Raw genomic sequence first — 25740 nt, forward strand, 5'->3', positions numbered from 1 at the left:
AGTCTCAAAATATTTACAGCAATGTCAAGTGTAAAAACTGATAGAAGACAAAAAATAAAGTGGAGCATCCGTAGCAAGGTTTCAGGAACCCCTGAAAGACCACGCTTATCGGTATACCGCTCAAATACCGCCATATACGCTCAGTTAATCGACGACACTCAAGGAGTTACTTTAGCGGCAGCTTCAACAACCACTTTAGGGTTGAAAGGTGTGAAAGTAGATAACTCTAAAGAAGTGGGCAAGAAAATTGCCGAAATCGCTTCTGAAAAAGGTATCGAAGCTTGTGTGTTTGACCGTAACGGTTATTTGTATCATGGTAACATTAAAGCCTTGGCAGACGGTGCCAGAGAAGGCGGTTTGAAATTCTAATCTTGCAATTCTCAATCAATGAATAAAGCAAAAGTAAACGAGGCAGAACTTAAAGAAAGAGTTGTAGCCATTAACCGTGTAGCCAAAGTGGTGAAAGGTGGTCGTCGTTTTAGTTTCTCGGCAATCGTTGTGTTAGGCGACGGTAAAGGTGTAGTAGGCCAGGGTTTAGGTAAAGCAAATGAGGTGACTGATGCCATTGCAAAGGCTATCGAAGATGCAAAGAAAAACTTAGTGTCTGTGCCGGTTATCAACGATACTGTACCTCACGAAATTCACGGTAAATTCTCAGGTGGTTTTGTGTTTGTAAAACCTGCAGCCCCTGGTACTGGTATTATCGCCGGTGGTGCGATGCGTGCTGTGTTAGAAGCAGCTGGTATCCACAATGTATTGGCGAAATCGAAAGGTTCATCAAACCCTCACAACGTGGTAAAAGCAACAATCGATGCTTTGGCTCAAATGCGTGCACCACATGCAGTAGCGTTCCAACGTAGTGTGAAAATGACAAAAGTATTTAACGGATAATAGTTTCTAGGCTTTCAGAGTTGCACCACAAAAGGTTACCTTCATGGTGGGAACCTTTAAGCCAACGAAACATACCTACATAAAACAATGGCAAAGGTAAAGATTACTCAGGTAAGAAGTACGATTGGCAGACCAGAAGTACAAAAGCGTACCATCGCTGCTTTAGGTCTTGGCAAATTAAACCGTACGGTAGAAAAAGAATTAAACCCTGCTATGCAAGGTATGATCACCAAGGTTCAACACTTGTTGGTTATCGAAGAAGCATAAGACAATTCTCCCACTCGTTGGGTTAATGGGTAGGCGCAAGCCAGGCACAAGCCGAGTGATTCCGAAAATCGGAATTGCGTATGTTTAACCGATTAAAATAATCGAATTACAATGAAATTAAGTTCATTACAACCTGCAAAAGGTTCAGTAAAAGCAAATGATAGAGTAGGACGTGGACACGGTTCTGGCGGTGGTGGTACTGCAAAACGTGGTCATAAAGGTGCAAAATCTCGTTCAGGATATAGCCAAAAACGTGGTTTTGAAGGTGGTCAGATGCCATTGCAACGTCGTGTACCTAAGTTTGGTTTCAAAAATATTAACAGAGTAGAATATAAAGCTATCAATCTGGATACTATTCAGGCTTTGTTTGACAAAACAGGCGTGAGTGCTATGGATTTAGGCTTCTTATATAACAACGGTTTGACGCAAAAATCTGACCGTGTGAAAATCTTAGGTCGTGGAGAGTTGACAGCAGCAGTTAATCTGAAAGCCAATGCATTCTCAGAATCAGCTATTGCAGCTATTGAGAAAGCAGGTGGTTCGGCAACTGTTGATGCTACTTTTGACCCGTCTGCTTCGGCAGGTGCGGTTAAAACTGCAAAACCAGCTGAGAAATTAGTAGCGCAGGAAGTTGTAGCAGCTCCAGTAGCTGCCGCAGTGGAAACTGAAGCAAAACCTAAAAAAGCTAAGAAAACAGCTGAAGGAGACGATTTAAAAATAATCGAAGGTATTGGTCCGAAGATTGCAGATTTGCTTATTAACGAAGGAATCGTTAGCTTTGCAGATTTAGCAGCGACACCTGCAGAAAGAGTGAAAGAAATTCTTGATGCAGCGGGTTCAAGTTATGCAATGCACGACCCAACTACTTGGGCACAACAAGCGGAATTAGCTCGTGATGGCAAGTTAGATGAGTTAAAAGAATTGCAGGATAAACTTAATGCAGGTAGAGCTGAGTAATTTCACCCAAAAGCCTTGTTTTTCCTAACAAAATGAACAAATTTTTAACAACACTCAAGAACATTTGGTCAATCGAGGAATTGAGGAAACGTATTCTTCAGACTCTTTTGATAATCGTTATTTTTCGTGTCGGTTCCCACGTAGTTTTACCGGGTGTTGATGTGTCTAAATTAAAAGATTTAACCGCTGATAATGGTTTGTTAGGTCTTTTGAATACATTGGTCGGTGGTGCGTTCAAGAATGCTTCTATCATGGCACTGGGAATTATGCCGTACATTTCGGCATCAATCGCCATCCAGTTATTGACATTAGCGTTGCCGTACTTCAGCAAATTGCAGAAAGAAGGAGAGTCGGGTCGTAGAAAATTAAATCAGATTACGCGTTGGTTGACTATTGCAGTGGCCGCAGCACAAGGATTTACCTACGTTCAGACAACGATCCCTACCGATGCAATCATGGTAAGCCAGGGTCTATTCTATGTTAGTTCGGTTGCATTAATTATTGCCGGAACCATCATGTGTATGTGGATGGGCGAGAGAATGACCGAAAAAGGTATCGGAAACGGGATTTCCATGATGATTATGATTGGAATCGTGTCAAGATTCCCGGGGGCTATCATTGGTGAGGCTAATTCAAGAGGTGGAAGCGGACAGATTCTGTTCTTCATCATCGAAATCGTAGCTTTATTTATGGTGGTATTGTTTGCCGTAGCTATTACACAAGCAACCCGCAGAATACCGGTACAATATGCGAAACAAATAGTTGGTAATAAAGTTGTAACAGGCCAACGCCAGTATTTGCCTTTGAAACTGAATATTGCAGGGGTTATGCCTATCATCTTCGGACAAGCATTGATGTTTATTCCGGGTTTGATCTTGACTTACCTTGCAGAGAGCACTAAGAGTGATACTTTCCAGAACTGGGCAATTATCATGAATAGTCCAACCTCTTGGCAGTATTGTTTAATTTATGCAGTATTAATCATAGGTTTCACGTTCTTCTATACCGCTATCTCGATTAACCCTAATCAGATTGCAGATGATATGAAACGTGGTGGTGGATTCATTCCAGGGGTAAAACCAGGCCAGCCAACTTCTGATTATATCGCCAATGTATTAGACAGAATTACACTTCCGGGTGGTGTGTTATTAGCAGTAATTGCTATCTTACCAGCACTTGCAGGATTATTAGGAATGACTCAGAACTTTGCTTCATTCTTCGGTGGTACATCGTTGTTAATCCTGGTGGGTGTGGTGTTAGATACATTACAACAAATTGAAAGTTACTTGTTGATGAAACGTTATGAAGGCTTGATGCAGTCAGGACGTATTCAGGGCCGCCAGACGGTTTCAACAGTATCTATCTAATACAAGGAGGTAATACCATGAGCAAAAAGGATAGAATCATATATTTGAAATCGGAAGAGGAGCTGGAGATTATCCGAAACAATGGCCAGATTTTAGGCAAGGCTCAGGCAGAAGTAGCGAAAGTAATAGCGCCGGGTATTACTACCAAAGAATTAGACAAAATAGCTTACGAGTATATCAAAGACCAAAAGGGTCATCCGTCTTTTTTAGGATATGATGTTGGCGGTCTTAAGTTCCCCGCTTCGTTATGTATCTCTGTCAACGATGTTGTTGTACATGGTATACCAAGTAACAGAGTATTGAAAGAGGGAGATATAGTTTCGATTGATTGTGGTGTTTACAAAGATGGGTATCATGCCGATAGTGCTTATACTTATGCTGTAGGCGAGATAGCCAAAGATGTAGCTGATCTGCTAAAACGTACTTACGAATCTCTTTTCAAGGGTATCGAACAAGCAAAAACAGGTAATAGAATTGGTGATATTAGTTTTGGTGTACAAGACCATGCCGAAAAACACGGGTATGGCGTTGTACGCGAGCTGGTGGGGCACGGTGTAGGTAAATACTTACACGAGTCGCCAGAAGTACCAAACTTTGGCAAACGTGGTAATGGCCCGAAATTGCAGGAAGGCATGGTATTGGCTATAGAACCCATGATCACGCTGGGCAGAAGAAGTGTAGTACAGGAAAACGACCAGTGGACCATACGCACCGAAGACCGCAAAGCAGCAGCGCACTTTGAGCACACAATAGTTGTAAGAAAAGGAGCTGGTGAAATACTGACAACCTTTGAGCATATTGAAGAGGTATTAGCCAAAAGAAATTTAGTAATTGCATAGAGTTTAGCGCGGAGAGACAACAAACTAAAAACATTTTTTCTGCGCAATAGAATATATGGCAAAACAAGCAAATATCGAAGTTGACGGCATCATTACAGAAGCTCTTTCAAACGCCATGTTTCGTGTGCGTCTGGAAAACAAGCATGAACTGATTGCCCATATCTCCGGCAAAATGAGAATGAACTATATTCGTATTCTTCCGGGTGACAGGGTGAGATTAGAGATGTCGCCGTACGATTTAACAAAAGCAAGAATTACTTATCGTTATAAGTAAAGAAGCCCACCCCTAACCCCTAAAGGGGGATACGGGTTCGACGACTTACTATGACAATTGAATTATTTATAGAAAATTCATGTTTATTCTTAACCCCAGAACATGAAGACTTTCGTACAAAAATTCCCCTTTAGGGGTTAGGGGTGGTTTTAATCATTATGAAAGTTAAAGCGTCAGTAAAGAAGCGTAGTGCTGAATGTAAAGTTATCCGTCGTAAGGGTAAAATTTACGTTATTAACAAAAAAAATCCGAAGTTTAAACAAAGACAAGGTTAATTATCTATGAGGATTGCAGGTGTTGACATCCCGGACAAAAAAAGAGGCGAAATCGCCCTTACGTACATCTACGGTATTGGTCGTAGCGCGTCAGTAAAGATTTTAGAAAAAGCAAACATTAGCTTAGATAAAAAAGCTGGCGAGTGGAACGATGCTGAAGCGAATGCTATTCGTGGTATTATCAGCGAAGAATTCACCGTAGAAGGTCAGTTGCGTTCTGAAGTGCAGCTTTCTATTAAGCGTTTGATGGATATTGGTTGCTATCGTGGCGTTCGCCATCGTAAAGGTTTACCACTTCGTGGTCAACGTACCAAAAACAATTCACGTACGCGTAAAGGTAAGCGTAAGACTGTAGCAAACAAGAAGAAAGCTACTAAGTAATCCCGCGTATCTGCTTAGGAAGATACTAAACTGGATTTTACGATTCACGGGAGTAAAATCGAACAGAATACAGGTATTTCTGTATTGCCAATCATTAAACACTGTTTGTTACAATGGCACAAGCTAAAAGAAAAGATAAAGCCAAAAAAAGAGTAGTAATCGTAGAGCCGGTAGGTCAGGTACATATCAGAGCTTCTTTCAATAATATCATCATCTCAATTACCAACAGCCAAGGCCAGGTTATCTCTTGGGGCTCGGCAGGTAAAATGGGATTCAAAGGTTCAAAGAAAAACACTCCATATGCTGCCCAAATGGCGTCACAAAACTGTGCGCAGGTAGCTTACGACGCAGGTATGCGTAAAGCAGAGGTTTTTGTAAAAGGCCCGGGCGCTGGTCGTGAGTCAGCTATTCGTACGGTACAAAGCACAGGTATTGAAGTTACTTCAATCACCGATGTGACTCCACTTCCGCACAATGGTTGTCGTCCTCCAAAACGCAGAAGAGTATAGTATTAAACAGAAGAGTGAAAAAATTTAAACTAATGCCAGATAAATTTTGTTTATTTAGGCAATAATCTTTAAAATTTTCATTCTTCTGTTTCTTAATTTTTATAAATCAACCAAAGTCCTTTAAAACAAAGGCATCAGAAGTAACACATAGCAGTGATTGCTATACATAAATTGATAGTTTGGACATTGGGGCTAATCAATTTGTTACTTCACTTAACTCAAACAAAAATGGCAAGATACACAGGTCCGAAAGTACGTATTTCGAGAAAGTTTGGCGAGCCGGTAATGGGCCCAAGCAAAGTTCTTAGTAAGAAAAATTATGCTCCTGGCCAACACGGCAAAGGACGTAAAGGTAAAAAATCAGAGTACGGTCAACAATTGATTGAAAAACAAAAAGTAAAATATACTTATGGTATATTAGAGCGTCAGTTTGCTCGCTTTTTCCATATGGCTTCGGTAAAACAAGGACGTACAGGTGAAAACCTATTGAAATTGTGCGAAGCGCGCTTAGATAACACCGTATATCGTTTAGGTATTGCTCCAACGCGTCGTGCCGCGCGTCAGTTGGTTACACACCGTCATATCACTGTTGATGGAGAAGTTTTAAACATCCCATCATTAGTATTGAAACCGGGCCAGATTGTAGGTGTTCGTGAAAAATCGAAAGCCTTAGAAGCAATTACTACAAGCTTACAAGCACGTAATGCGAAACGTTACAACTGGTTGGAGTGGGATAGCGCAGAATTCGCTGGTAAATTTATTAACTTCCCAGAGCGTGATCAAATTCCAGAAAACTTCAACGAGCAAGCAATCGTCGAGTTATATAATAAATAATATTAGTATAGTCAGTTGTGCCATTGCCGACAAAATCGGTGGTGGCACAGCTACGTTTTTTTATTGGTGGGTATAGCTAACCACCTTTTTCGTTAACGAAAACAAACACACTGCATACGTATGTCAATATTAGCATTTCAAATGCCTGACAAGGTCGTCATGGAAAAAGCTGACGACTTCCATGGCTTTTTCGAGTTTAAACCACTTGAAAGAGGGTATGGTGTGACCATCGGGAACGCCTTACGTCGTATTCTTCTATCTTCACTTGAGGGTTATGCAATTACGTCGGTGAGATTTCCGGGGGTACTACACGAATTTTCGAGCATTGATGGGGTTGTAGATGATGTGACGGAAATCATCTTGAATCTCAAAATGGTTCGTTTTAAAAAAGTTTCTGATTATGTAGATAATAAGTTCACCGTCAGAGTAAAAAATCAAAGTGTATTAACTGCAGGTGACCTGGGTAAATTCACTCAAAGTTTTCAAATTCTCAATCCTGATCTGATAATTGCCCGTTTGGACGACCAGAAGGAAATTGAAATTGAAATTATAGTAGATAAAGGCCGTGGTTATGTTTCTGCAGAAGAGCATAAATCAAACGACCTTCCAATCGGTTTTATCTCGGTTGATTCCATCTATACACCTATCAAAAATGTGAAGTATAGCATTGAAAATACCCGTGTAGAACAACGTACTGACTACGAAAAATTGTTGCTTGAAATCAAAACAGATGGTTCAATCCACCCTGAGAGAGCTTTACAGGAAGCTGCTCATATTTTGATTCAGCACTTCTTGAAGTTTACAGACGAAAATATGGTATTTGATACCAAGAAAGATGACGAAGATAATATCGTTGACGAAGAATTCTTACATATGCGTAAGCTATTGAAGACTTCTCTTCAGGATCTTGATTTGTCAGTTCGTGCTTACAACTGCTTGAAGTCGGCAGATATTCGTACATTAGGCGACCTGGCAAGATTAGAGGTGGCCGACATGATGAAATTCCGCAATTTCGGTAAAAAATCATTAACTGAGTTGGAGCAATTAGTAGCTGATAAAGGTTTGCATTTCGGAATGGACGTGCAAAAGTATAAATTAGACGAAGATTGAAATTAAATTCTTCCCCTCCTTATGCTAGTCGTATCGGAGGGGAATTTTTTGTATAATCGAAACCGCAGTATTCGAATAAAACAATTATCAATCGTAATAGGTGGAGTATCCAAGACTGCGTAGGCTATTCTGACCGTTACTTACGAATTTTATTACAATGAGACACGGTAACAAAACCAATCATTTAGGTAGAACACATTCGCACAGAGATGCGTTATTGAAAAATTTGGCGATTTCGTTGATTCAGTACAAACGTATCGAAACAACTTTAGCAAAAGCTAAAGAATTGCGTAAATTCGTTGAGCCTTTAATCACAAAAGCTAAAAGTGACACTACGCACTCACGTCGTACAGTATTCTCTTATTTGCAAGACAAAGAGTCAATCAAAACTTTGTTTGGTGAAATTGCAGAGAAAGTAGCTACCCGTAACGGTGGATACACTCGTATCATCAAATTAGGTAATCGTTTTGGTGACAACGCCGAAACAGCTTTGATTGAGTTGGTTGATTACAACGAAGCTTTATTGACAGCCGTAGAAGAAAAAACTACCAAAACCCGTCGTAGCCGTCGTGGTGGTAGCAAAACAGCTGCAACTACAGAAACTACTCCGGTAGCTGTTGCAGATGAGTCGTCGGCAGAAGTAGTAGAAGAAACTCCGGCAGCTGCTGAACCAGCAACTGAAGAAGTAGCAGATGCTACGCCAGCAGAAGACGAAACTCCGGCTTCTGAAGAAGATAAAAAAGAAGCGTAAGATTTGTTTCATACGTATACAGAAAGCCCCTGAGCAATCAGGGGCTTTTTTGTTTGGTTTAGGCATCAGTCTGCGTGGTACGCATATACTCGTCCGCAAAAGCGCGTGTCACGCATAAAAGCGAAGAGGATTCAATTAGCAATTAAATTTTTCTCCACCCTATTCCAACCTTTCAAACGTATAGCCAGTCAATGCGGTATGTTGAATTGCAAAGCTGTGCTGACACACAAAAGAGAAAGATGGAGACAATCAATTTATGGTCATTATTTAACCCACTGGAATCATTTTTAGAGAAGTCAATTCTCAGTAGTAAATACTGGAAAATCAGAGTGCTGTTGTTTTCATGTTTAGTTAGTTTTACCTGGTTGTTTGCTTTGAATAGGGGATATATTTACGAGAATTTCAGGAGTTTTTATGCCGATGTGATTCTGCACAACCCGCAGCCTTTTTTCTTCTGGAATAGCATTATAGAACAAGGAGATGCTCCATTGAAGTTCCATCAGTTTGAATCAGGCTCGCATGAGGCCAACCGTATTTTCAGATTAACTATTCCGCTGATTGCGCATTATTTTCACCTGAATAGTCTGGGACTTTATTTGTTGCAGGTGGTATTAGGCGTAGGGTTTCTCTATTTGTTAGTGAATATACTAGCCAGAATTCTTGTTGATAAGTTGCTGACTTTCTACCTGTTTTTTGCGTTTGTGAATGTGTATGTAGGGTCTTGCTTTTTCTTTAATTGTTTTGGTCATGGCGATGGTTATACATTTTTCTTTATGCTCTGTGCGTTAGTAGTAAGAAGACCTTTGGTGATGACCCTGTTTTGCCAGTTAGCTTTCTGGTGCGACGAGCGTAGCGTGGTGATGGCCGTGGCTTTATGGTTGTTTCATCACTTTTATTATCAGCTGAGCAGAAAAGGTTCAATGAAAGTTCTGTGGTTAGTAATAGGCAATGTGTTATTGTATCTGGTGGTGAGGGTTTATTTATCAAAGACCTACCATTTGGTATCAGAAGACGTAGAGAATTTTAGTTTCGACCGATATCTCTATTTTATTAAATTCACAAGCTTGTGGTATGGTAAACGCAGCTCTGTTTCGTTAGAAGGTTTTGCTCTCGTAATTATGGTAGTATTTATCATTTTGTATCGCGACAGGCAATATCTAAGATTATTACTATTGGCATTGGGTAGCTGGCTGCCTATTGTAGCTATTAGTTTTCTGGTAGGTGATACAGTAAGAACGCTTTCGTTTACCTTTGTATTCTGGTTAATAGCCCTGATTATTATAAAAGAACGTATCAACCCGGTACAATTGAAAGCATTGGTATTAATCATTTCATTTGTTAATTTGTTAATTCCGGTTTCATTTCCATAGAGATTAATTAAAAGATTTTAGATAAAGAATATTTAGCAAACCCCACACCCTAACTCACTTCCCATTGTTGGGGATGAGGCTGGACGGTCGCCCGTTAGCGTGGGATTGAAGATTTATAAGCCCATGAGGATAGTTTTATTATTGATTCTTTTATTGAATGTCTGTTTTTTCAGCCTTGCGCAGGATGATAGTAATATTACTTTTGGTATAGGTGAAAGAATAAGTGCCGATTATGCCATAACCGACGCGCAGGATAACCTCATCACAAGTGGCAGTTATACAAAAGACCATATTGAAAGCGATTTGATTATCGAGTCGAAGCGCTATGTAGTACCTAAAGAGGGAGCGAGTTTTATTGTGAAGTTTGACTCGAAGAAAGTTGTGCAGTGGTTTCATTATATAACGAGCTATAACAAACCCAAAATAACACTCCTGAGCGATGATAGCAGCAATGTATATATGGTTGGGGTTTATGAACGCTATCTGGGTTTTGATGGTAAATCAACTTTTCTGGGGGAGCTTGACAAAGAGATTTTTGTAGCAAAATACAATGCTGCTGGAACATTGAAATGGACGAAAAGATATGGAGGCAACTGGGATGAATCTATAGGTAAACCCAGTATTGATAAAGAAGGTAATCTATATGTGGTAGGACGGTTTCAGGGGAATTTTATGGCCGATGGAAAGAATGTGATAGTAGATGCCGATGGTGTGAGTAAATCTTTCCTGCTGAAATTAGACAGAAATGGTGGATTAATCTGGATTCATAAGTTTGATGATGCTAAGATTATAGCAAATGCCGTTGAGGTAAATCAGCAAAACAAAGTGTTTATCAGTGGAGCATTCACTGAAACTGCTATTTTTGGTGCAGGTCTTAGTTTGCAGTCAAAAGGGAAACAGGATGTATTTTATACCCAATGCGAGCAAAATGGAGCAGTAAGTTGGGTAAAGCAATTAGGAGGGATATTTGACGATGAGTGCAACGATATAGCAGTTGATAACAATAACCATGTATATCTATCGGGTATTACTGGCGATGTAGGCCAACGAAGTCTTTTCTTACTAAAAACCAATGAAACTGATGGAAGTGTAGTGTGGTCTAAATCAATTATTACCAACAAGAATCAAATCCCAACCTGGCTTTTGGTCAATGATCTGGCCGTAAATAAAGCAGGCGAGCCTTATATGCTGGGTTTTACTGAAGGAACCGAACTAACTTTTAATGCACAGATTAAACTATCGCAGCCCAACGAAAGGTTTATCTTTCTGGCAAAATATTCGACTGAGGGTAATGTATTATTTGTAGATAAAGAACCAATCTTTGGTCAGTTTGGCTATGCTACTTCTATGGCATTAGATAGCCGTCGGAATATCTATCTCACCAATTTTTACAATTTCAATAATTTTACCTATTCAATCCTGAAACGAAAGACTGAATTAGATGCCAGAAACTGCGTTAGTACGAGTGTAGTTATTGCCAGTGAAGAAAGCTGTAACGGACAAGCGATGAAGCTCTCAGAGAACGTAATTATACCCGAAAACGACTTTACTATACAATGGTATAAGAATAATGAAAGAATCAGGCTGGCTACACAGCTAAGCTACCAGGCTTCGCAGGAGGGGTATTATAGTTTAAAGCTGATTAACAAGAATAATAAGAATTGTGAGGTAAAGTCGGCAAACAATATTCTGGTATCTTCGAAAGAAATGTATGCTCATAAGACTACCGATATTGTATTTCATTATGATATAAACAATCCGAAACTTTCTACTAATGGAGATAAAGACCAGTGGTACCGAAATAATGAGTTAATTACTGTGACAGGAAATGTCCTGATGAATCCACAAGATGGTGTCTATAAAATAAAGAGACCCGTACCCGGCTGTGGCGTAACAGTAGAGTCAAAAGAAATTATTGTTCAGGATGGTTACGGAATAGAGTTGCATAAAGAAAGCATCGACGGCCTGGGCAATCACTGCGAGCCGTTTCCGTATTTTAGAATTTCTACCAACATTACTGGTTCAGGCTTATTATATCGATGGTTTCTGAATGACCAATTGATTGCTGATTCTACAGAAACGCATTTGATGGCCGTAGCATCGGGTGATTATCATGCCAGTGTCATCAATCTCAATACAGGCAAAGTGTATGCATCAGGCAAATACAGACTAGACCGTAAAGATTATCTGCAGGCATTACCGCTCTCGAAGGTTGAGAATGGTTGTGGTACGGCTGCAGTAATTAAGATAGACGATGCCTTTGCCAATAAATACCTGATTGAAGATATAACCTGGAAACTGAACGGAGTAGAGTTACCCAATGAAAAGAACAGGTTTATTAGGGCCACCGCCAGCGGAGACTATACATCTTCGGTGCGATATACGAGTTTTTATTCTGATAAGGCTTCGTGTAAATACAACTCTTTTACGCATTTTGAGAAGAAGCCCGATTTTAATGTAAACATCGGCTATGGTTATGCGGGTTCAGGCTGTAAAGTAGATTCGTTTAAAGTTTTTGTAGATGCCAATCAGCAATATACCTATCAATGGACAAGAAATGATACAATAATCAGTAAGAAAACTTCCAATGAATTATTTGTTAAAGATAAAGCGGTCTATCGGGCTTATATTAACAGGGGCGATGGGTGCATTATAGAGACGAATGATATAAGCCTGACAGGCTGTGCTTCCGATGCTTTTAACCAGTTTGTTTTGCTGAATCCTCCCGTGATTAGTGCCGAAAAAACAACGGTTTTAGCCAACGATAAAAGTTTTATCAAGGCGGAGGGTTGCACAGATGTGAATTTCCAGTGGTTGAAAAACGAAATGCCTGTCACAGGTGCTAATCAGGCCAGTCTTGAACTTCAGCAGACCGGAACTTATGCTTTACAGATTGAGAAATTCGGTTGTAAAACTGTCTCAAATGCGATAAATATTATTGTAGAAAATATTTTATCAGAGGAAGGAACAGCCGAAATACAAATCAAAGCTTTCCCGAATCCGACTTATGAAACCTTGCAGATAGTGCTTCCTGCTGGCAGTAGTGGAAAGGCTTTATTAAACCTGCTCAATACCAAAGGTGAAGTCATTAAAAAAGGCTCTTTCACAGATTCTACCACTTTGGATTTAAAAGACATTCCTGAAGGTGTTTATTTACTTACCATTGATGCAGACAGACAACGGTTTGTAAAGAAGATTGTGAAGGAGTAGAGGGGGTGTAAGACAAGATTGAGCATGGTATTATTTTCATTATTTATCTTCCAATTGCGCTAGCGCTGCCTAGCGCCATATACAGTCTATCCGAAACATTATTCTCTCCTTTCTACAAATACCCAACCATATTCACTAATTTTACGGCTGATTTCTAATAGTAGCTACCCGTATTCCATTATCATGAGTGATATTTCTATTGTTATTCTGACCTACAACGAGTCTGTTCATATCAGAAGATTATTGTCTAAAATTGCCGGATTGCAAGCACCCATATACATTATCGATTCTGGTAGTACTGATGATACAGTAGCAATTGCGGAGCAATATGGGGCTATTGTAAAGGTGAATAAATTTGAAAATCACCCAAAGCAATGGGATTTCGGGTTGAGAAATACTAATATTACTACACCCTGGATTATTGGCTTAGATGCCGACCAGTATCCGTCAGATGAATTATTAAGTAAGCTGAAGTCTTTTTCTGATGCCTCGGTTCCGGCTGATGTGAATGGAATATATCTTAACCGTCATAATTATTTTCAGGGCGAAAGATTAAAGTATGGCGGGTATAGAAATTTCTATATGCTCAAGATGTTTAGAAATGGAAAGGGATGGTCTGATCTGAACGAAAATATGGATCATCGCTTTGTGATTGAGGGCAAAGCGATTATCTGGAAAGACGAGATTCTGATAGAAGATAACCTGAAAGAACATGACCTCGATTTCTGGTTACATAAACAAATCCGCTATAGTAACCTGACTGCACAGGAAGAATTTCAACGCAAAAGAGGATTAAGAGGACAAACCCTGAAGCCTAACCTTTTCGGAAGCCCTGATGAGCGTAAGGCAGTGTTCAAAAAAATATGGTGGAATATGCCGCTATTCGTAAGGCCCATGATCTACTTCTTCTATCGCTTTGTTATCAGATTGGGTTTTCTGGAAACTACGTCCGGACGCACATTCCACTATCTGCAAGGCTTCTGGTTCCGTTTTCTGGTTGATGCTAAAATTAATGAATTAGAAAGGAAGGAGAAGAGAAAGTAATCTATATATTTTGCCACAATGTACACGATTAAAAAACACAATGTTACACAATTTGACTATATCAATTGATTGTGTAACATTGTGTACTTAGTGTACATGGTGGCAATTTCTTTGTTGCAAAATATACTTTACTTCCCAATCGATGGCGTTTTGATTTTTCCTGATGACAACTGACTCAGGAAATACACAAAGTAAATACAAAGCCCCAGATAGACAATCTGCAAGAGATATTCCAACACATTCAGCATCGTAAGACCGCTGAAAGAATTATAGTATTTCCCTCCCAAATAATACCATAGCGACGGGTGAACTGCTCCGATGATATTAAGCAGTATAAGCACCGTCCATTGTCTGGTTTTAAAAGTCTCACCATAGAAATAGATAATAGGTAGCAGAATCGTATATAAGTAATTCGGCAATGAATTTTTATGCACGATAATCGTAATCATATTGGTGAGTATAAAAGCAAATATCAGCAATTTGGTTTCGCTATAAGGTTTCAGGTTTTTCAGATAGTAGAAAGCTCCTGCCAGAATAATCAGCAGTCCTCCCCAGTTCAATATCTTGCTTTGTGGTTGCACTCCGCCAATAAATGGGCTAAGGATGCTCACCAGGTTCGGCGCAAAAGGTAAATCGCCCAATTGAAGCGGCGCCAGAATTTTTTCTCCTACCAGAAAGAGCATAATGGCAATTGAAGGAATACCTATTATCAGTAAGCCTGAGAGTATTTTGATACGTTGCTTCGAGAATAGAACTAATAAGGCTATTGGAATAATCAGTAGGATCTTGGTACATAAAATTCCGACACCTAATACCAGACCAATATGCAACGCATTATGCGACTTTTTGAAGGACCAGATAGCTAAAGCAATAAACAGCCATAGGAAAATATCTTCTTGTCCGCCGAAAATCAGAAAGATAAACGGCGCAGGTAAAGCCAGATACAGCACAATATAAAAAACTGTGTATTTGTGTTTGAATAAGGCTTTGGTAATATAAATGGCTACTAACTCATAAATCATCATCAGGAAGATGATAGATTTGGGAGAGTCGACAATGGCCAGTGTAATAGCATTCAGATATGGAAATAGGGGAGAATACGGCTGCCAGAAATCCCGATAAACCATCAAACCATCAAGGGCAAGTTTGGCAGTATCATAGAAGAAGATTACATCAGATTTTACGGCAAAATTCAGAACAATATAAACAATACAAAAGGGTAGGAGTCGTAAGCCAACCCATGCACCGATGATGGATAACTGATTATTTTTAGAGAAAAAACCATTAATTGCCTCTTTTTTAGCGAGTAAAATAATAGTGACAAGGCTTAAAAAAACAGAGATAGCTACTTTCCCTAAAACTACAGACATTGATGCGTAAATGTTTATTTGGTCGGCAAAGGTACGAGGGAAATATGATATTTAGAAGAATTTAGTGATTGAGTGCTTTAGTGATTGAGTGAATGTGTGATTTAGTGAATAATTGATTATAAAAGGACGAGACTTCAGTTCAAACAGGGCCTTCGACTCTTAAAGTAGGTTTTGTAGTCGAAGGCCTTGTGTAATTATTATTTCAAATAGACCTGATTACTTACCCGTAGGTATTTTAGGTAACTGCCCTTCAAGCGCTTCCAATCTGGCAGATAGCTGCTCAAATTTTCTATCTGTTTCTTTATTCTTCGCCTTTAACTCTTCATTTTCCTTAGCTAGTTGTTGAATCGCACTGATGCCCAGCATTGAAATTGCTTCATAATCTACACTACGGAAATCGTTTACCTCACGGCCGTATACAAAGATTTTATCTGTTGGGTGTTGCCAGTCTTTTACGGTAAAACGATTGCCTGATACTGCAATTACCTCGGCCTTGATAATACCTGCTGTGGGGTGAATGAACTGGAGTTTTTCGCCAATCTTCAAATCATAAGCTTTAGCCAATGCACAGGTTAGCGTTTGAGCGGTTTCGTTAAAAACAACTGTTTCGGCTAGTGTATAAATATCAGGTACGACATCAGTTACCTGGGTAATGGCTTGCGGATATACTGTTTCTACCTGTTGGGCGATTACTTTTTTGAAAGATTGAGTGCCATACTGCAACTGGTCTTTCATGGTATAATCGGTGATTTGTAGTGCCCTGATGGTGGCTAAATCTTTGGCTGAGTTGCTGATGCCCACAATATTTTTGATACGGGCATCTGAAACCGCCACAAAGATAGTTGATAAAACACCTTGCCCGGCATATATTGAAATGGGTGCTGCAAGGGCGGGGCTGTTGCTAACTACATGCTGACCGTCGGTCTCTTTTCTATAGAAATACGCCATAGGCATTGTACTGGTGGTCACCTGCCCTGTTACATCTAGCGGGCCTCTTGGGGAAGATGTATTTATACCTACACGACCGGTATTGCCACCGTTGGGTTTCAAAAGAATATTACTGCTCGAAGAGATAGTAAAATAGTTACTTTCCTGAATGAATCCTGTTGATTCCGATGTATTCCCTATAGCCAGATGATAGTCCTTGTAACCGAAGCTTGTTTCTCCTATCTGCAATTTATTGACCGGTTTGTCCGTATCAATACCAAAATTCCCTGTACCTTTTTGTAAGGTCAGTTGAGCAGCGGCATTATTTGTTGAAAAGTGTAAGTCATTATCTAAATGCGTTTGAAGATAGGCACTACCATTAGAGGTAAAAAAACCAATGGAGGTTTTGCCATCAAGACTTTCCTGGCTTAATCCTATTTCGTTGGCTCTTATTGTGAAAGGCTTAGAAGGCGTTGAGGTGCCGATGCCAACGTTTCCGGCATTGGTTTTATAGAGATTATTTCCGCTTAATGCCCAACCGGCACCTGAGGTGTTGGTAAGAGATACCCAAGCTGAGCCATTCCAGTATTGTAATTGATTAGAGCCGTTATTATAAACCACAGTACCTTTGGTTGGATTGGCTGTTGTGGCAGATAAGGTAACCGATTGTGCTTGAGAAACGCTGTTTACGAGGAATAAAATATAAAAAAATAGAGTGATTTTTTTCATAATAAATAATGCATATAAAATATAATCACAATATTCTGACAAAGTTTTGTAGAAATAATAAGTCTTTAGATAAATCGAATCGTTATTTTATCCGTTGGCCATTTCCTGCATTTACTGATTTAAGCGTGATAAATTCCGAACCTTTTGCAAAGCTTTCGGCAGAACTAATCAATAAAATGCCCGGCCGGATGATCAGTACTCATCCGGCCGGGTATTAAGCTTTTTCTAAATGATTATTTTCCTGTAGGTACTTTCGGCAGTTGGGCTTCTAGGGCTTCCAGCCGCGCAGAGAGTTGTTCGAATTTTTTGTCTGTTTCTTTATTTTTTGCTTTCAATTCCTCATTCTCCTTTGCCAATTGTTGGATAGCACTGATACCCAGCATCGAAAGGGCTTCATAATCTACGCTACGGAAATCGTTTACTTCACGGCCATACACAAAGATTTTATCGGTTGGGTGTTGCCAGTCTTTTACCGTAAAACTATTGCCTGATACGGCAATTACCTCGGCTTTTACTATACCTTCTTTTGCATGAATAAACTGGAGTTTTTCACCAACCTTCACATTATAAGATTTGGCTAGTGTGCAGGTCATGGTTTTATTGGTTTCATCAAAAACAACCTTTTCTGCCAATACATATATATCAGGTACTACATCGGTTATCTTGGTGACAGCTTGCGGAAAAACCTCCTCTACTTGTTGGGCAATCACTTTTTTGAAGGGCTTATAGCCATACTGCAACTGGTCTTTCATGGTATAATCTGTAATCTCCAATTTTCTGAGCGTAGCTAAATCCTGTGCAGAATTGCTGATGCCGACAATGTTTTTGATGCGGGCATCGGAAATGGCAATAAATTGTGAGGCTAAAACAGATTCCTGTGAATAAATAGAAATAGCAGGGTTTTCGGTAGTAGTATAACCCGTTGAAGCCTGATTAGTATTTAATCGAAAATAGGCAAAAGGCATACTGCCGGGGTTCTGAGCACCCCTGACGTCTAATGGCCCTCTAGGCGTAAGGGTATTAATTCCTACATATCCTCCGTTACCATAACTAGGGCGTAAAATAATTTTGGTTGTAGAAACGATAGATAAATCAGTAGTTGTCTGACTTATCCCTGTAGCACCTCCTCCATTGCCTAAGGCAAAGTCATAACCATTTATATTGGGCGCACCAATTTGTAAACGGTTTGTAGGAACAACATTACCGATAGCAACGTTTCCGGTTCCTACCTGAATACGCATTTGAGCAGACCCGTTGCCAGTTGAAAAATTCAAATCGTGGTTACTATAGGTCTGCACATAAGCACTGCTCTCAGTTGTATAAAAACCTGCCTGCACAGTACCGTCGTTGTTTTCCTGGGTAATACCTTGTCCTTCAAATCTTACAGTAAAACGCTTATCGGGTGATGAGGTGCCAATGCCTACGTTGCCGGTATTTGTATTATAAAGATGAGTTGCGTTTAGTGCCCAGCCTGTGCCGGAAGCATTGGTGAGTGATACCCAGGCAGAGCCGTTCCAGTATTGAAGTTGATTGGAGGTATTGTTAAAAACTACGGTACCTTTGGTGGGGTTGGCCGTTGTGGTGGCTAAAGTAACTGACTGTGCGATAGAAACCCTATTGATGATGAATAAAGTAATAAAAAGTAGAGTGATTTTTTTCATGGAGAATTATGTATGTGTGTAATAAAAATCAAAATATGCGGATAAAGTTTTTTATGTAATATAGTACTGACTAAAATAAGGATAATGATTTACTGAGCGGCTATTTGAATAGTCTAATGGTTCTTTTATAAGATTTTCGATAAATCTGGTGATGGAATTCCCTCCCTTATAACCATGTGTATCAGGCTTGGGTTTAAGATTTTTTCTGATAATTATTTTACTGTAGGTATTTTAGGTAATTGTGCTTCTATAGCTTCCAGTCTGGCTGAGAAATCTGACTTGACTTGCTCCAATTTCGCCTTTAACTCTTCATTTTCCTTAGCCAGTTGCTGAATGGCACTGATGCCCAGCATTGAAATTGCTTCATAATCTACACTACGGAAATCGTTTACCTCCCGGCCATACACAAAGATTTTATCGGTCGGGTACTGCCAGTCTTTTACGGTAAAACTATTGCCTGATACTTCGATTATCTCGGCTTTTATTATGCCTTCGCTGGGATGAACAAACTGGAGTTTTTCACCGACCTTCACATCATAAGATTTAGCCAGGGTACAGATCAAGGTTTTGTTTTCGTGGTCAAAAACAACAGTTTCTGTCATTGTATAAATATCAGGTACTACATCGGTTATCTTGGTTATAGCTTGCGGATATACTTCTTCTACTTGTTGGGCAATGACCTTTTTGAAAGATTTATTGCCATATTGTAAATGGTCCTTCAGGGTATAATCAGTTATTTGCAAAGATTTTACCGTTTCTAAATCTTTTATCTGATTGCTGATGCCCACGATGTTTTTGATTCGCGCATCTGAAACCGCAATAAATTGTGAGCCTAAAACAGATTCCTGCGCATAAATGGAAATAGAAGCGTTAGCAGAATTTGAGCCACCTGTAACAGGCTGGGCATTATATTCCCGATAAAAGGCCATCTTTACATTCCCCGAATTGGTAGAACCCTTTACATCCAGAGGTCCCCTGGGAGTAGATGTACTTATTCCTACCCGATTACCAGTGGTACTTACCACACCATCGCTTATACTTAAACTACCATCACCATTCGGCTTCAAAACAATTTTAGTAGAGGAGTATAAGTTAAATGCTGTACTTGATTGATAAAAAGCTGCAGCAGATGTTCCGTTGCCAATGACAAGGTCATAACCATACAGATATGTTGAACCAACTGATCCAATTTGTAACCTATTGTAAGGTTTGGCGACATTAATACCTACATTGCCATACTCACCATTCTGAGGCATCAAGGCTATATTAGTGGACGACTTTAATGAAGTTAATGTATCTGTTTGAGAAATTCCCATAGCATGTGTTCCATTCCCAATAGCAAACTGATTACCGCTATAGCCAGTTGAGCCTATAGAGTTGATTTGTAACAAGTTAGCCGGGTTAGTTACACCGATGCCTACACTGCCTGTATTACTTTTATAAATATTGTTTCCGCTTTGTGCCCAGCCCGTTCCTGATGCTGCGTTGGTTACAGGTATCCAGGCTGAACCATTCCAGTATTGTAGCTGATTGGTGCTGTTATTGTAGACTACTGTGCCTTTGGTGGGGTTGGCTGTTGTGGTGGCTAAAGTAACTGATTGGGCATACACTAATTGATTTACCAGCAGGAAGATGGCAATAAGTAAAGATGTTTTTTTCATGGCCAAGTTTAGTTTGTGAATTCAATTCTTAACTGAATTAGCCAAGTTAGAGGGTTTTGCGTATAACAAAAAACAAAATTTACTAAACGGTAAGAATAAGTAATTTTGCTCAACCGAGATCTCAGGCTGTATGAAGTTCGGTTGAGCAAAATATTAATAACTTTATTTATTCTCTACTTGCCTGGAGGCATTTTCGTCATTTGTGCTTCCAACATTTCCAGTCGGGCAGATAGTTGCTCAAACTTCTTGCTGAATTCCTCGTTTTTCTTTAACACGGCTTCACTCTTCGCTTTAAGTTCCTCATTTTCCCTAGCTAATTGCTGAATAGCACTGATGCCCAGCATCGAAAGTGCTTCATAATCCACACTCCTGAAATCGTTTACCTCACGGCCATATACAAAGATTTTATCGGTTGGGAGCTGCCAGTCTTTTACTGTGAAACTATTACCCGAAACGTCAATCACTTCAGATTTTACTTTGCCTGCTGTCGGATGGATAAACTGGAGTTTTTCTCCTACTTTTACGTCATAGCTTTTTCTTAATGAGCATTTTAATGTCTGATTGGTTTTATCATAAACCACATTTTCTGCTAACACATAAATATCAGGCACTACATCAGTCCCTTGAGTTACCGCTTGCGGATACACCTTTTCTACCTGTTGTGCAATTACTTTCTTGAAAGATTTGCTGCCAAATTGAATCTGGTCTTTCATGGTATAATCTGTAATTTCCAGATTCCTGAGAGTAGCTAAATCCTGTGCCGGATTGCTGACGCCTGCAATGTTTTTGATTCGGGCATCGGAATAAGCAGCAAACTGACTTGCTAAAACAGATTTTTCAGCAAAAATGGACACATCAATACCAGAAGACCCAGTATTGCCTATTACATGCTGGCCAGTGTTGGAATTACGATAAAAAAAAGCAAAAGCCAGTGTTTGATTCATTAACCCTCTAATATCTAATGGATACTGTGGTGAAGTAGTGTTTATGCCTACACGACCCCATGTAGACCCACCATAGCGGGGTAGCAAAACAAGATCAGTAGTGGTAGCTATATTAGAGGTAGTACTAGACTGGTATAACCCCGTAACCTGCGTTCCATTCCCGAAAGTAATATGATTACCACTAAAACCTGATGAACCCACTGAGCCGATTTGTAATTTGTTGGTAGGATTAGTAACATTAATACCCACATTTCCACTTCCAAATTGGGGATTTAAAGTAATATCAGATGAACTCCTCATATCAGTAATGTATGACCCTTGCAAAATTCCGAAAGCTTTTAATCCATTACCAATAGCGAAATGAGTACCCGTCACACCCGATGACCCTATCGACCCGATTTGTAACCTGTTAGAGGGATTTTCTATATTGATACCCACATTGCCATAACCATCGCCGGGTTTTAAAGCAATGTTTGTGTTTGAACCAATCAGACTGGCTTGATTCGACTGATAAAATCCGGTGACATAGGTTCCATTGCCAAATGCCAGATGATTACCTGCGTAGTAGCTTGAACCCATTGAGCCAATTTGCAGCATATTTTCTGGATTTGTTACACCAATACCCACGTTACCACTATTATTTTTATAGATATTCGTTCCGCTCAATGCCCACCCCGTACCCGAGGCAGCATTGGTCACAGCTATCCAGGCTGAGCCATTCCAGTATTGAAGTTGATTGGTACTTTTATTATACACAACTGTGCCTTTGGTGGGGTTAGCTGTAGTAGTAGCTAGTGTAACCGATTGCGCATTAACACATTGGTTTGCCAGTAATAAAATGGCAAAAAGTAAAAGTGTGTTTTTCATGACTCATTGTTGTTTGTGAATTGATTATTTAGAAATTCAATTCAAATTACAACGTTTCAATAAGAATCAGATACTTATCTTTCTAAGCGGTCGATTGAATAAATTCAAATGAAAAAAGGAATAATAAGGGCTATTGAAAGACTTAGGATTGAGGTTGAAAACAAAATAGTTGCCCGAACAGCAATGTTCACCCGGGCAACTATTTCTAGGCCTATGCAAATGATTATTTTCCTGCCAGTGCTTTAGGTAATTGTGCCCCAAGGACTGCTTCAATTGCTTCTAATCTGGCTGAAAAATCAGACTTAAGTTGTTCTAATTTTCTGGTCAATTCATTATTTTTTCTCTCTAATTCTTCATTCCGGCTTTTCATTTCCTCATTTTCCTTAGCTAATTGCTGAATGGCACTGATGCCCAGCATCGAAAGTGCTTCATAATCTACACTTCTGAAATCGTTTACTTCACGCCCATATACAAAGAGTTTATCGGTAGCATGTTGCCAGTCTTTTACAGTAAAACTATTGCCTGAGACGGCAATCACTTCAGCTTTTACTTTGCCTGCTGTCGGATGGATAAACTGGAGTTTTTCTCCTACTTTTACGTCATAGCTTTTTCTTAATGAGCATTTTAATGTCTGATTGGTTTTATCATAAACCACATTTTCTGCTAACACATAAATATCAGGCACTACATCAGTCCCTTGAGTTACCGCTTGCGGATACACCTTTTCTACCTGTTGTGCAATTACTTTCTTGAAAGATTTGCTGCCAAATTGTATCTGGTCTTTCATGGTATAATCTGTAATTTCCAGATTCCTGAGAGTAGCTAAATCCTGTGCTGAATTGCTGACGCCTGCAATGTTTTTGATTCGGGCATCTGAAACAGCAATAAAACTGGCTGCTTGAATTCCATTTTCTGCATAAATTGAAATGCTGGCGGTACTGGAAGAAGTACTGCCAATCGCATGAGAATACTGATTATTACTGTTATTAAGGTAAAAATAGGCAAAAGGCATATTGGCGGTATTTGACCAGCTCTTAACATCTAATGGGCCTCGTGGTGTGTAAGTATTTATACCAACAAAACCTCCACCATTACTGGGTTGTAAAACAATTTTGGTAGAAGAGGTCATAAGGAGCGACCCATCTGATTGATAAAATGCTGAAGTCTGTGCTCCGTTCCCGAAGGCAATGTCATAGTAATTATAACCAGAACCCACAATCCCAATTTGCAATTTATTTGTAGGAAAATCTGTATTAATGCCTACATTTCCATCCGTGTATCCTTTAGGTCTTAAAATGATATTTGTGGTAGAATTGATGAGGGTTTTATCATTGTATTGAGAAATCCCCATAGCGTGTGATCCATTGCCAAGCGCAAAGTCGTAAGACTCTATACTTGTAGGACCTACCGACCCGATTTGCAATTTGTTTTTGGGCGTTTCTGCATTAATCCCTACAAAGCCGGATCCGTTCACACGAGGTTTCAATACTATATCTGTGGTAGCACTAATTAAACTATTGCTATTGGTCTGATTTATAGCTGTGGCATGCGTTCCGTTACCAATAGCCAGTTGATTGTTGGAAAAACTGGTTGCGCCTACAGACCCTATCTGCAACTGATTGACGGGTGTTTCTGTATTGATACCTACAAAACCCAGACTATTCACCCGGGGCCTCAGCACTATATCGTTGGTAGCCCCAATTAAACTAATGGGGTCAGACATATAAAACGCTAAGGCATGGGTTCCGTTGCCCATGGCAAGATGATTGCTGTTGAAATCAGTCGTGCCGACCGAGCCGATTTGTAGCATATTGGCTGGGTTTGTGACCCCAATACCCACATTGCCACTGTTATTTTTATAGATATGAGTACCATTTAGTGCCCAGCCGACTCCGGCACTTGCACTCGTAAGCGACACCCAGGAGGAGCCATTCCAGTATTGTAACTGGTTGGTTCCATTATTATAATAGACTGTTCCTTTAGTAGGATTGGCATTGGTGGTAGCCAATGAAACTGATTGGGCATGAGCCACGCAGTTTGCTGCGAAAGCAAAAAGCAGAAGTGATTTTTTCATAGCAGATATAGATTAGTACGATTTAATAATCTTATAAAAGGATACGGAGCTTTGTATCAGTTGGCGGGCAGAGTAACGGGAATCTGGCAGAAAGGTAATAATAAAATTCATTTGCCCTACAACTGGCAACAAAAATTTCTGTCTGATATATAAATGCAAGAAGTTTTAAGACTTTATGAGCCCATAACTATTCACAGATTCAGGAATATGAGTACCATATAAAAAACATTTTTACATTTCATGATTTTTTTTTTATATTCATTCCAACCTTTTTACAAGAGTAGCAGTCAAGGCTGTAATTAACCAGAAAGATGCTTCGGAAAATATATATACTCATTGTATTGTTTGTAGTTATTTCTTGCGATGTTGCCAAGGAAGATTCAGTAGTACCGGTAGTCAAAGACGAGAACCCGGGCAATATCTTCTATACCTTGCAGGAAAATAACCTAACAATAGACCCCACTGCATTTGCTGGACTAAATGAAGCTACGTCTCTTTCGATTAGCCAATTACCTAAGCATGGTGAAGCAAAATTCATTGAAAATGGATTTATTTTCTATCGTGCCACCGATAAACTGGCTACATCAGATGCTTTCTCTGTGGAAGGGAAAACCGGAACCGGAGGAAGCATCACAGAAGAGGTGAAAATCAATTTTGTCAGCAATCCGTCAGACCTGCCTTGTTATGCAGGTGCGCTAGGTGATAATGCCAAAACAGATCCCGAAAAAGGGGTTGAAATTAATGTGCTTTTGAACGACAAAACCTGTAGTTCGATAGCCGATAATTCTTTAGTGATTGAGATTCCGCCTAAATACGGAAAGGCCGAAATTGTGAATCAACGCATTGTGTATACGCCTAACAAAGATTATATAGGCAACGATATTTTCTTCTATCGCGTAGGCATTAATACCAAAAAGAATCCTGTCGCTTCGGTTGATTTGAAGATTGCCGAATCAACAGAGTGTACAACAGGTATTGTAGACGATATTATTAATATTTTGAGCTATACGCCTAATACAGAACTGCAGCTGGATGTATTGCAGAATGACAGGCTGTGTGCTTTGTATAAAGATGCAGAATTGCGGATTCTGACGAATCCAACAGTAGGGACGCTGAGAATTGATAAGACTGTAGACACGCGCCCTGTGATTATGTATAAATTAACAGAAGCCTATAAAGGCCAGCAAAGTTTTGAGTATGCGTTGTATCGCTCAGAGAAGTTGTTCCTGAAAGCGAAAGTGACAGTGAACTTTTATTGAGTGATTGAGCGAATGAGTGATTGAGTGATTAAAAATAGGAATCATCTTAAGCAGTCAATTATTATATGAGGAACAATTAATTGAGATATAATTAATGTAATAATCACTCATTAACTAAATCACTAATTCACTCAATTATTCAAATTACCCCCACAAAAATCAATTTATT

22 protein-coding genes and 1 pseudogene are annotated in these 25740 nt (G+C 39.6%); 17 read left to right on the forward strand and 6 right to left on the reverse strand.

Annotated features, from left to right (window positions below):
- Positions 1-21 precede the first annotated feature (21 nt).
- From rplR to D0T08_RS09395, 16 genes and pseudogenes are all read left to right on the forward strand, one after another.
- The gene (gene rplR / locus D0T08_RS09320; protein WP_116982349.1) at positions 22-369 is read left to right on the forward strand and encodes a 50S ribosomal protein L18; all 348 of its coding nucleotides are present in this window, start codon (positions 22-24) and stop codon (positions 367-369) included.
- A gap of 18 nt (positions 370-387) precedes the next feature.
- Complete coding sequence (gene rpsE / locus D0T08_RS09325; RefSeq protein WP_116982350.1) at positions 388-891, forward strand: 30S ribosomal protein S5; 504 nt, start codon at positions 388-390, stop codon at positions 889-891.
- Between the two features lie 87 nt (positions 892-978).
- On the forward strand, positions 979-1158 hold the full coding sequence (gene rpmD / locus D0T08_RS09330; RefSeq protein WP_116982351.1) for a 50S ribosomal protein L30: 180 nt from the start codon (positions 979-981) through the stop codon (positions 1156-1158).
- 111 nt (positions 1159-1269) lie between these two features.
- Positions 1270-1707: pseudogene (gene rplO / locus D0T08_RS09335) on the forward strand (50S ribosomal protein L15); the annotation flags it as partial.
- A 440-nt stretch (positions 1708-2147) separates the two neighbouring features.
- A complete protein-coding gene (gene secY / locus D0T08_RS09340) occupies positions 2148-3482 on the forward strand; it encodes a preprotein translocase subunit SecY (protein WP_116982352.1) in 1335 nt (444 codons plus the stop codon).
- A 17-nt stretch (positions 3483-3499) separates the two neighbouring features.
- Positions 3500-4321 (forward strand): type I methionyl aminopeptidase, encoded by an 822-nt coding sequence (map, locus tag D0T08_RS09345; protein ID WP_199538141.1) that lies wholly within the window; start codon positions 3500-3502, stop codon positions 4319-4321.
- Between the two features lie 55 nt (positions 4322-4376).
- Positions 4377-4595 carry a translation initiation factor IF-1 gene (infA, locus tag D0T08_RS09350; protein ID WP_116982353.1) on the forward strand — a complete coding sequence of 73 codons (219 nt, stop codon included), beginning with the start codon at positions 4377-4379 and terminating at the stop codon, positions 4593-4595.
- A gap of 158 nt (positions 4596-4753) precedes the next feature.
- Positions 4754-4870, forward strand: coding sequence for a 50S ribosomal protein L36 (gene rpmJ / locus D0T08_RS09355; protein WP_015027349.1), 117 nt, complete (start codon positions 4754-4756; stop codon positions 4868-4870).
- A gap of 6 nt (positions 4871-4876) precedes the next feature.
- Complete coding sequence (gene rpsM, locus D0T08_RS09360; protein WP_116982354.1) at positions 4877-5251, forward strand: 30S ribosomal protein S13; 375 nt, start codon at positions 4877-4879, stop codon at positions 5249-5251.
- 113 nt (positions 5252-5364) lie between these two features.
- Positions 5365-5760 carry a 30S ribosomal protein S11 gene (gene rpsK, locus D0T08_RS09365; protein WP_116982355.1) on the forward strand — a complete coding sequence of 132 codons (396 nt, stop codon included), beginning with the start codon at positions 5365-5367 and terminating at the stop codon, positions 5758-5760.
- Positions 5761-5988: 228 nt separating this feature from the next.
- The gene (gene rpsD / locus D0T08_RS09370) at positions 5989-6594 is read left to right on the forward strand and encodes a 30S ribosomal protein S4 (protein ID WP_116982356.1); all 606 of its coding nucleotides are present in this window, start codon (positions 5989-5991) and stop codon (positions 6592-6594) included.
- A gap of 120 nt (positions 6595-6714) precedes the next feature.
- A complete protein-coding gene (locus D0T08_RS09375) occupies positions 6715-7704 on the forward strand; it encodes a DNA-directed RNA polymerase subunit alpha (RefSeq protein ID WP_116982357.1) in 990 nt (329 codons plus the stop codon).
- Between the two features lie 157 nt (positions 7705-7861).
- Positions 7862-8455, forward strand: a complete 594-nt coding sequence (gene rplQ / locus D0T08_RS09380) for a 50S ribosomal protein L17 (RefSeq protein ID WP_116982358.1) — start codon at positions 7862-7864, stop codon at positions 8453-8455.
- A gap of 239 nt (positions 8456-8694) precedes the next feature.
- The gene (locus D0T08_RS09385) at positions 8695-9825 is read left to right on the forward strand and encodes a hypothetical protein (RefSeq protein ID WP_116982359.1); all 1131 of its coding nucleotides are present in this window, start codon (positions 8695-8697) and stop codon (positions 9823-9825) included.
- A 123-nt stretch (positions 9826-9948) separates the two neighbouring features.
- The gene (locus D0T08_RS09390) at positions 9949-13035 is read left to right on the forward strand and encodes a T9SS type A sorting domain-containing protein (protein WP_116982360.1); all 3087 of its coding nucleotides are present in this window, start codon (positions 9949-9951) and stop codon (positions 13033-13035) included.
- 183 nt (positions 13036-13218) lie between these two features.
- Positions 13219-14079 (forward strand): glycosyltransferase family 2 protein, encoded by an 861-nt coding sequence (locus D0T08_RS09395; RefSeq protein ID WP_116982361.1) that lies wholly within the window; start codon positions 13219-13221, stop codon positions 14077-14079.
- A gap of 128 nt (positions 14080-14207) precedes the next feature.
- On the opposite strand, the gene D0T08_RS09400 is transcribed toward D0T08_RS09395, so the two are convergent.
- The 6 genes from D0T08_RS09400 to D0T08_RS09430 all read right to left on the reverse strand — a co-directional run bounded on the left by D0T08_RS09400 (position 14208) and on the right by D0T08_RS09430 (position 24312).
- Positions 14208-15449: a hypothetical protein gene (locus D0T08_RS09400; RefSeq protein WP_116982362.1), complete on the reverse strand. Its 1242-nt coding sequence runs from the start codon at positions 15447-15449 to the stop codon at positions 14208-14210.
- 216 nt (positions 15450-15665) lie between these two features.
- Entirely contained in the window at positions 15666-17105 is a 1440-nt protein-coding gene (locus D0T08_RS09405; protein WP_116982363.1) for a tail fiber domain-containing protein, read from the reverse strand.
- Positions 17106-17338: 233 nt separating this feature from the next.
- Complete coding sequence (locus tag D0T08_RS09415; RefSeq protein WP_116982365.1) at positions 17339-18766, reverse strand: tail fiber domain-containing protein; 1428 nt, start codon at positions 18764-18766, stop codon at positions 17339-17341.
- A gap of 212 nt (positions 18767-18978) precedes the next feature.
- Complete coding sequence (locus tag D0T08_RS09420; RefSeq protein WP_116982366.1) at positions 18979-20427, reverse strand: tail fiber domain-containing protein; 1449 nt, start codon at positions 20425-20427, stop codon at positions 18979-18981.
- 173 nt (positions 20428-20600) lie between these two features.
- Entirely contained in the window at positions 20601-22238 is a 1638-nt protein-coding gene (locus D0T08_RS09425) for a tail fiber domain-containing protein (RefSeq protein ID WP_116982367.1), read from the reverse strand.
- Between the two features lie 223 nt (positions 22239-22461).
- Positions 22462-24312, reverse strand: coding sequence for a tail fiber domain-containing protein (locus D0T08_RS09430; protein ID WP_116982368.1), 1851 nt, complete (start codon positions 24310-24312; stop codon positions 22462-22464).
- Positions 24313-24623: 311 nt separating this feature from the next.
- Here D0T08_RS09430 and D0T08_RS09435 point away from each other — a divergent pair, with 311 nt between their 5' ends.
- Positions 24624-25571 carry an Ig-like domain-containing protein gene (locus tag D0T08_RS09435; RefSeq protein ID WP_116982369.1) on the forward strand — a complete coding sequence of 316 codons (948 nt, stop codon included), beginning with the start codon at positions 24624-24626 and terminating at the stop codon, positions 25569-25571.
- Positions 25572-25740: the final 169 nt, after the last annotated feature.

Source organism: Emticicia sp. C21 (assembly GCF_003418935.1).
Taxonomy (GTDB): Bacteria; Bacteroidota; Bacteroidia; order Cytophagales; family Spirosomataceae; genus Emticicia.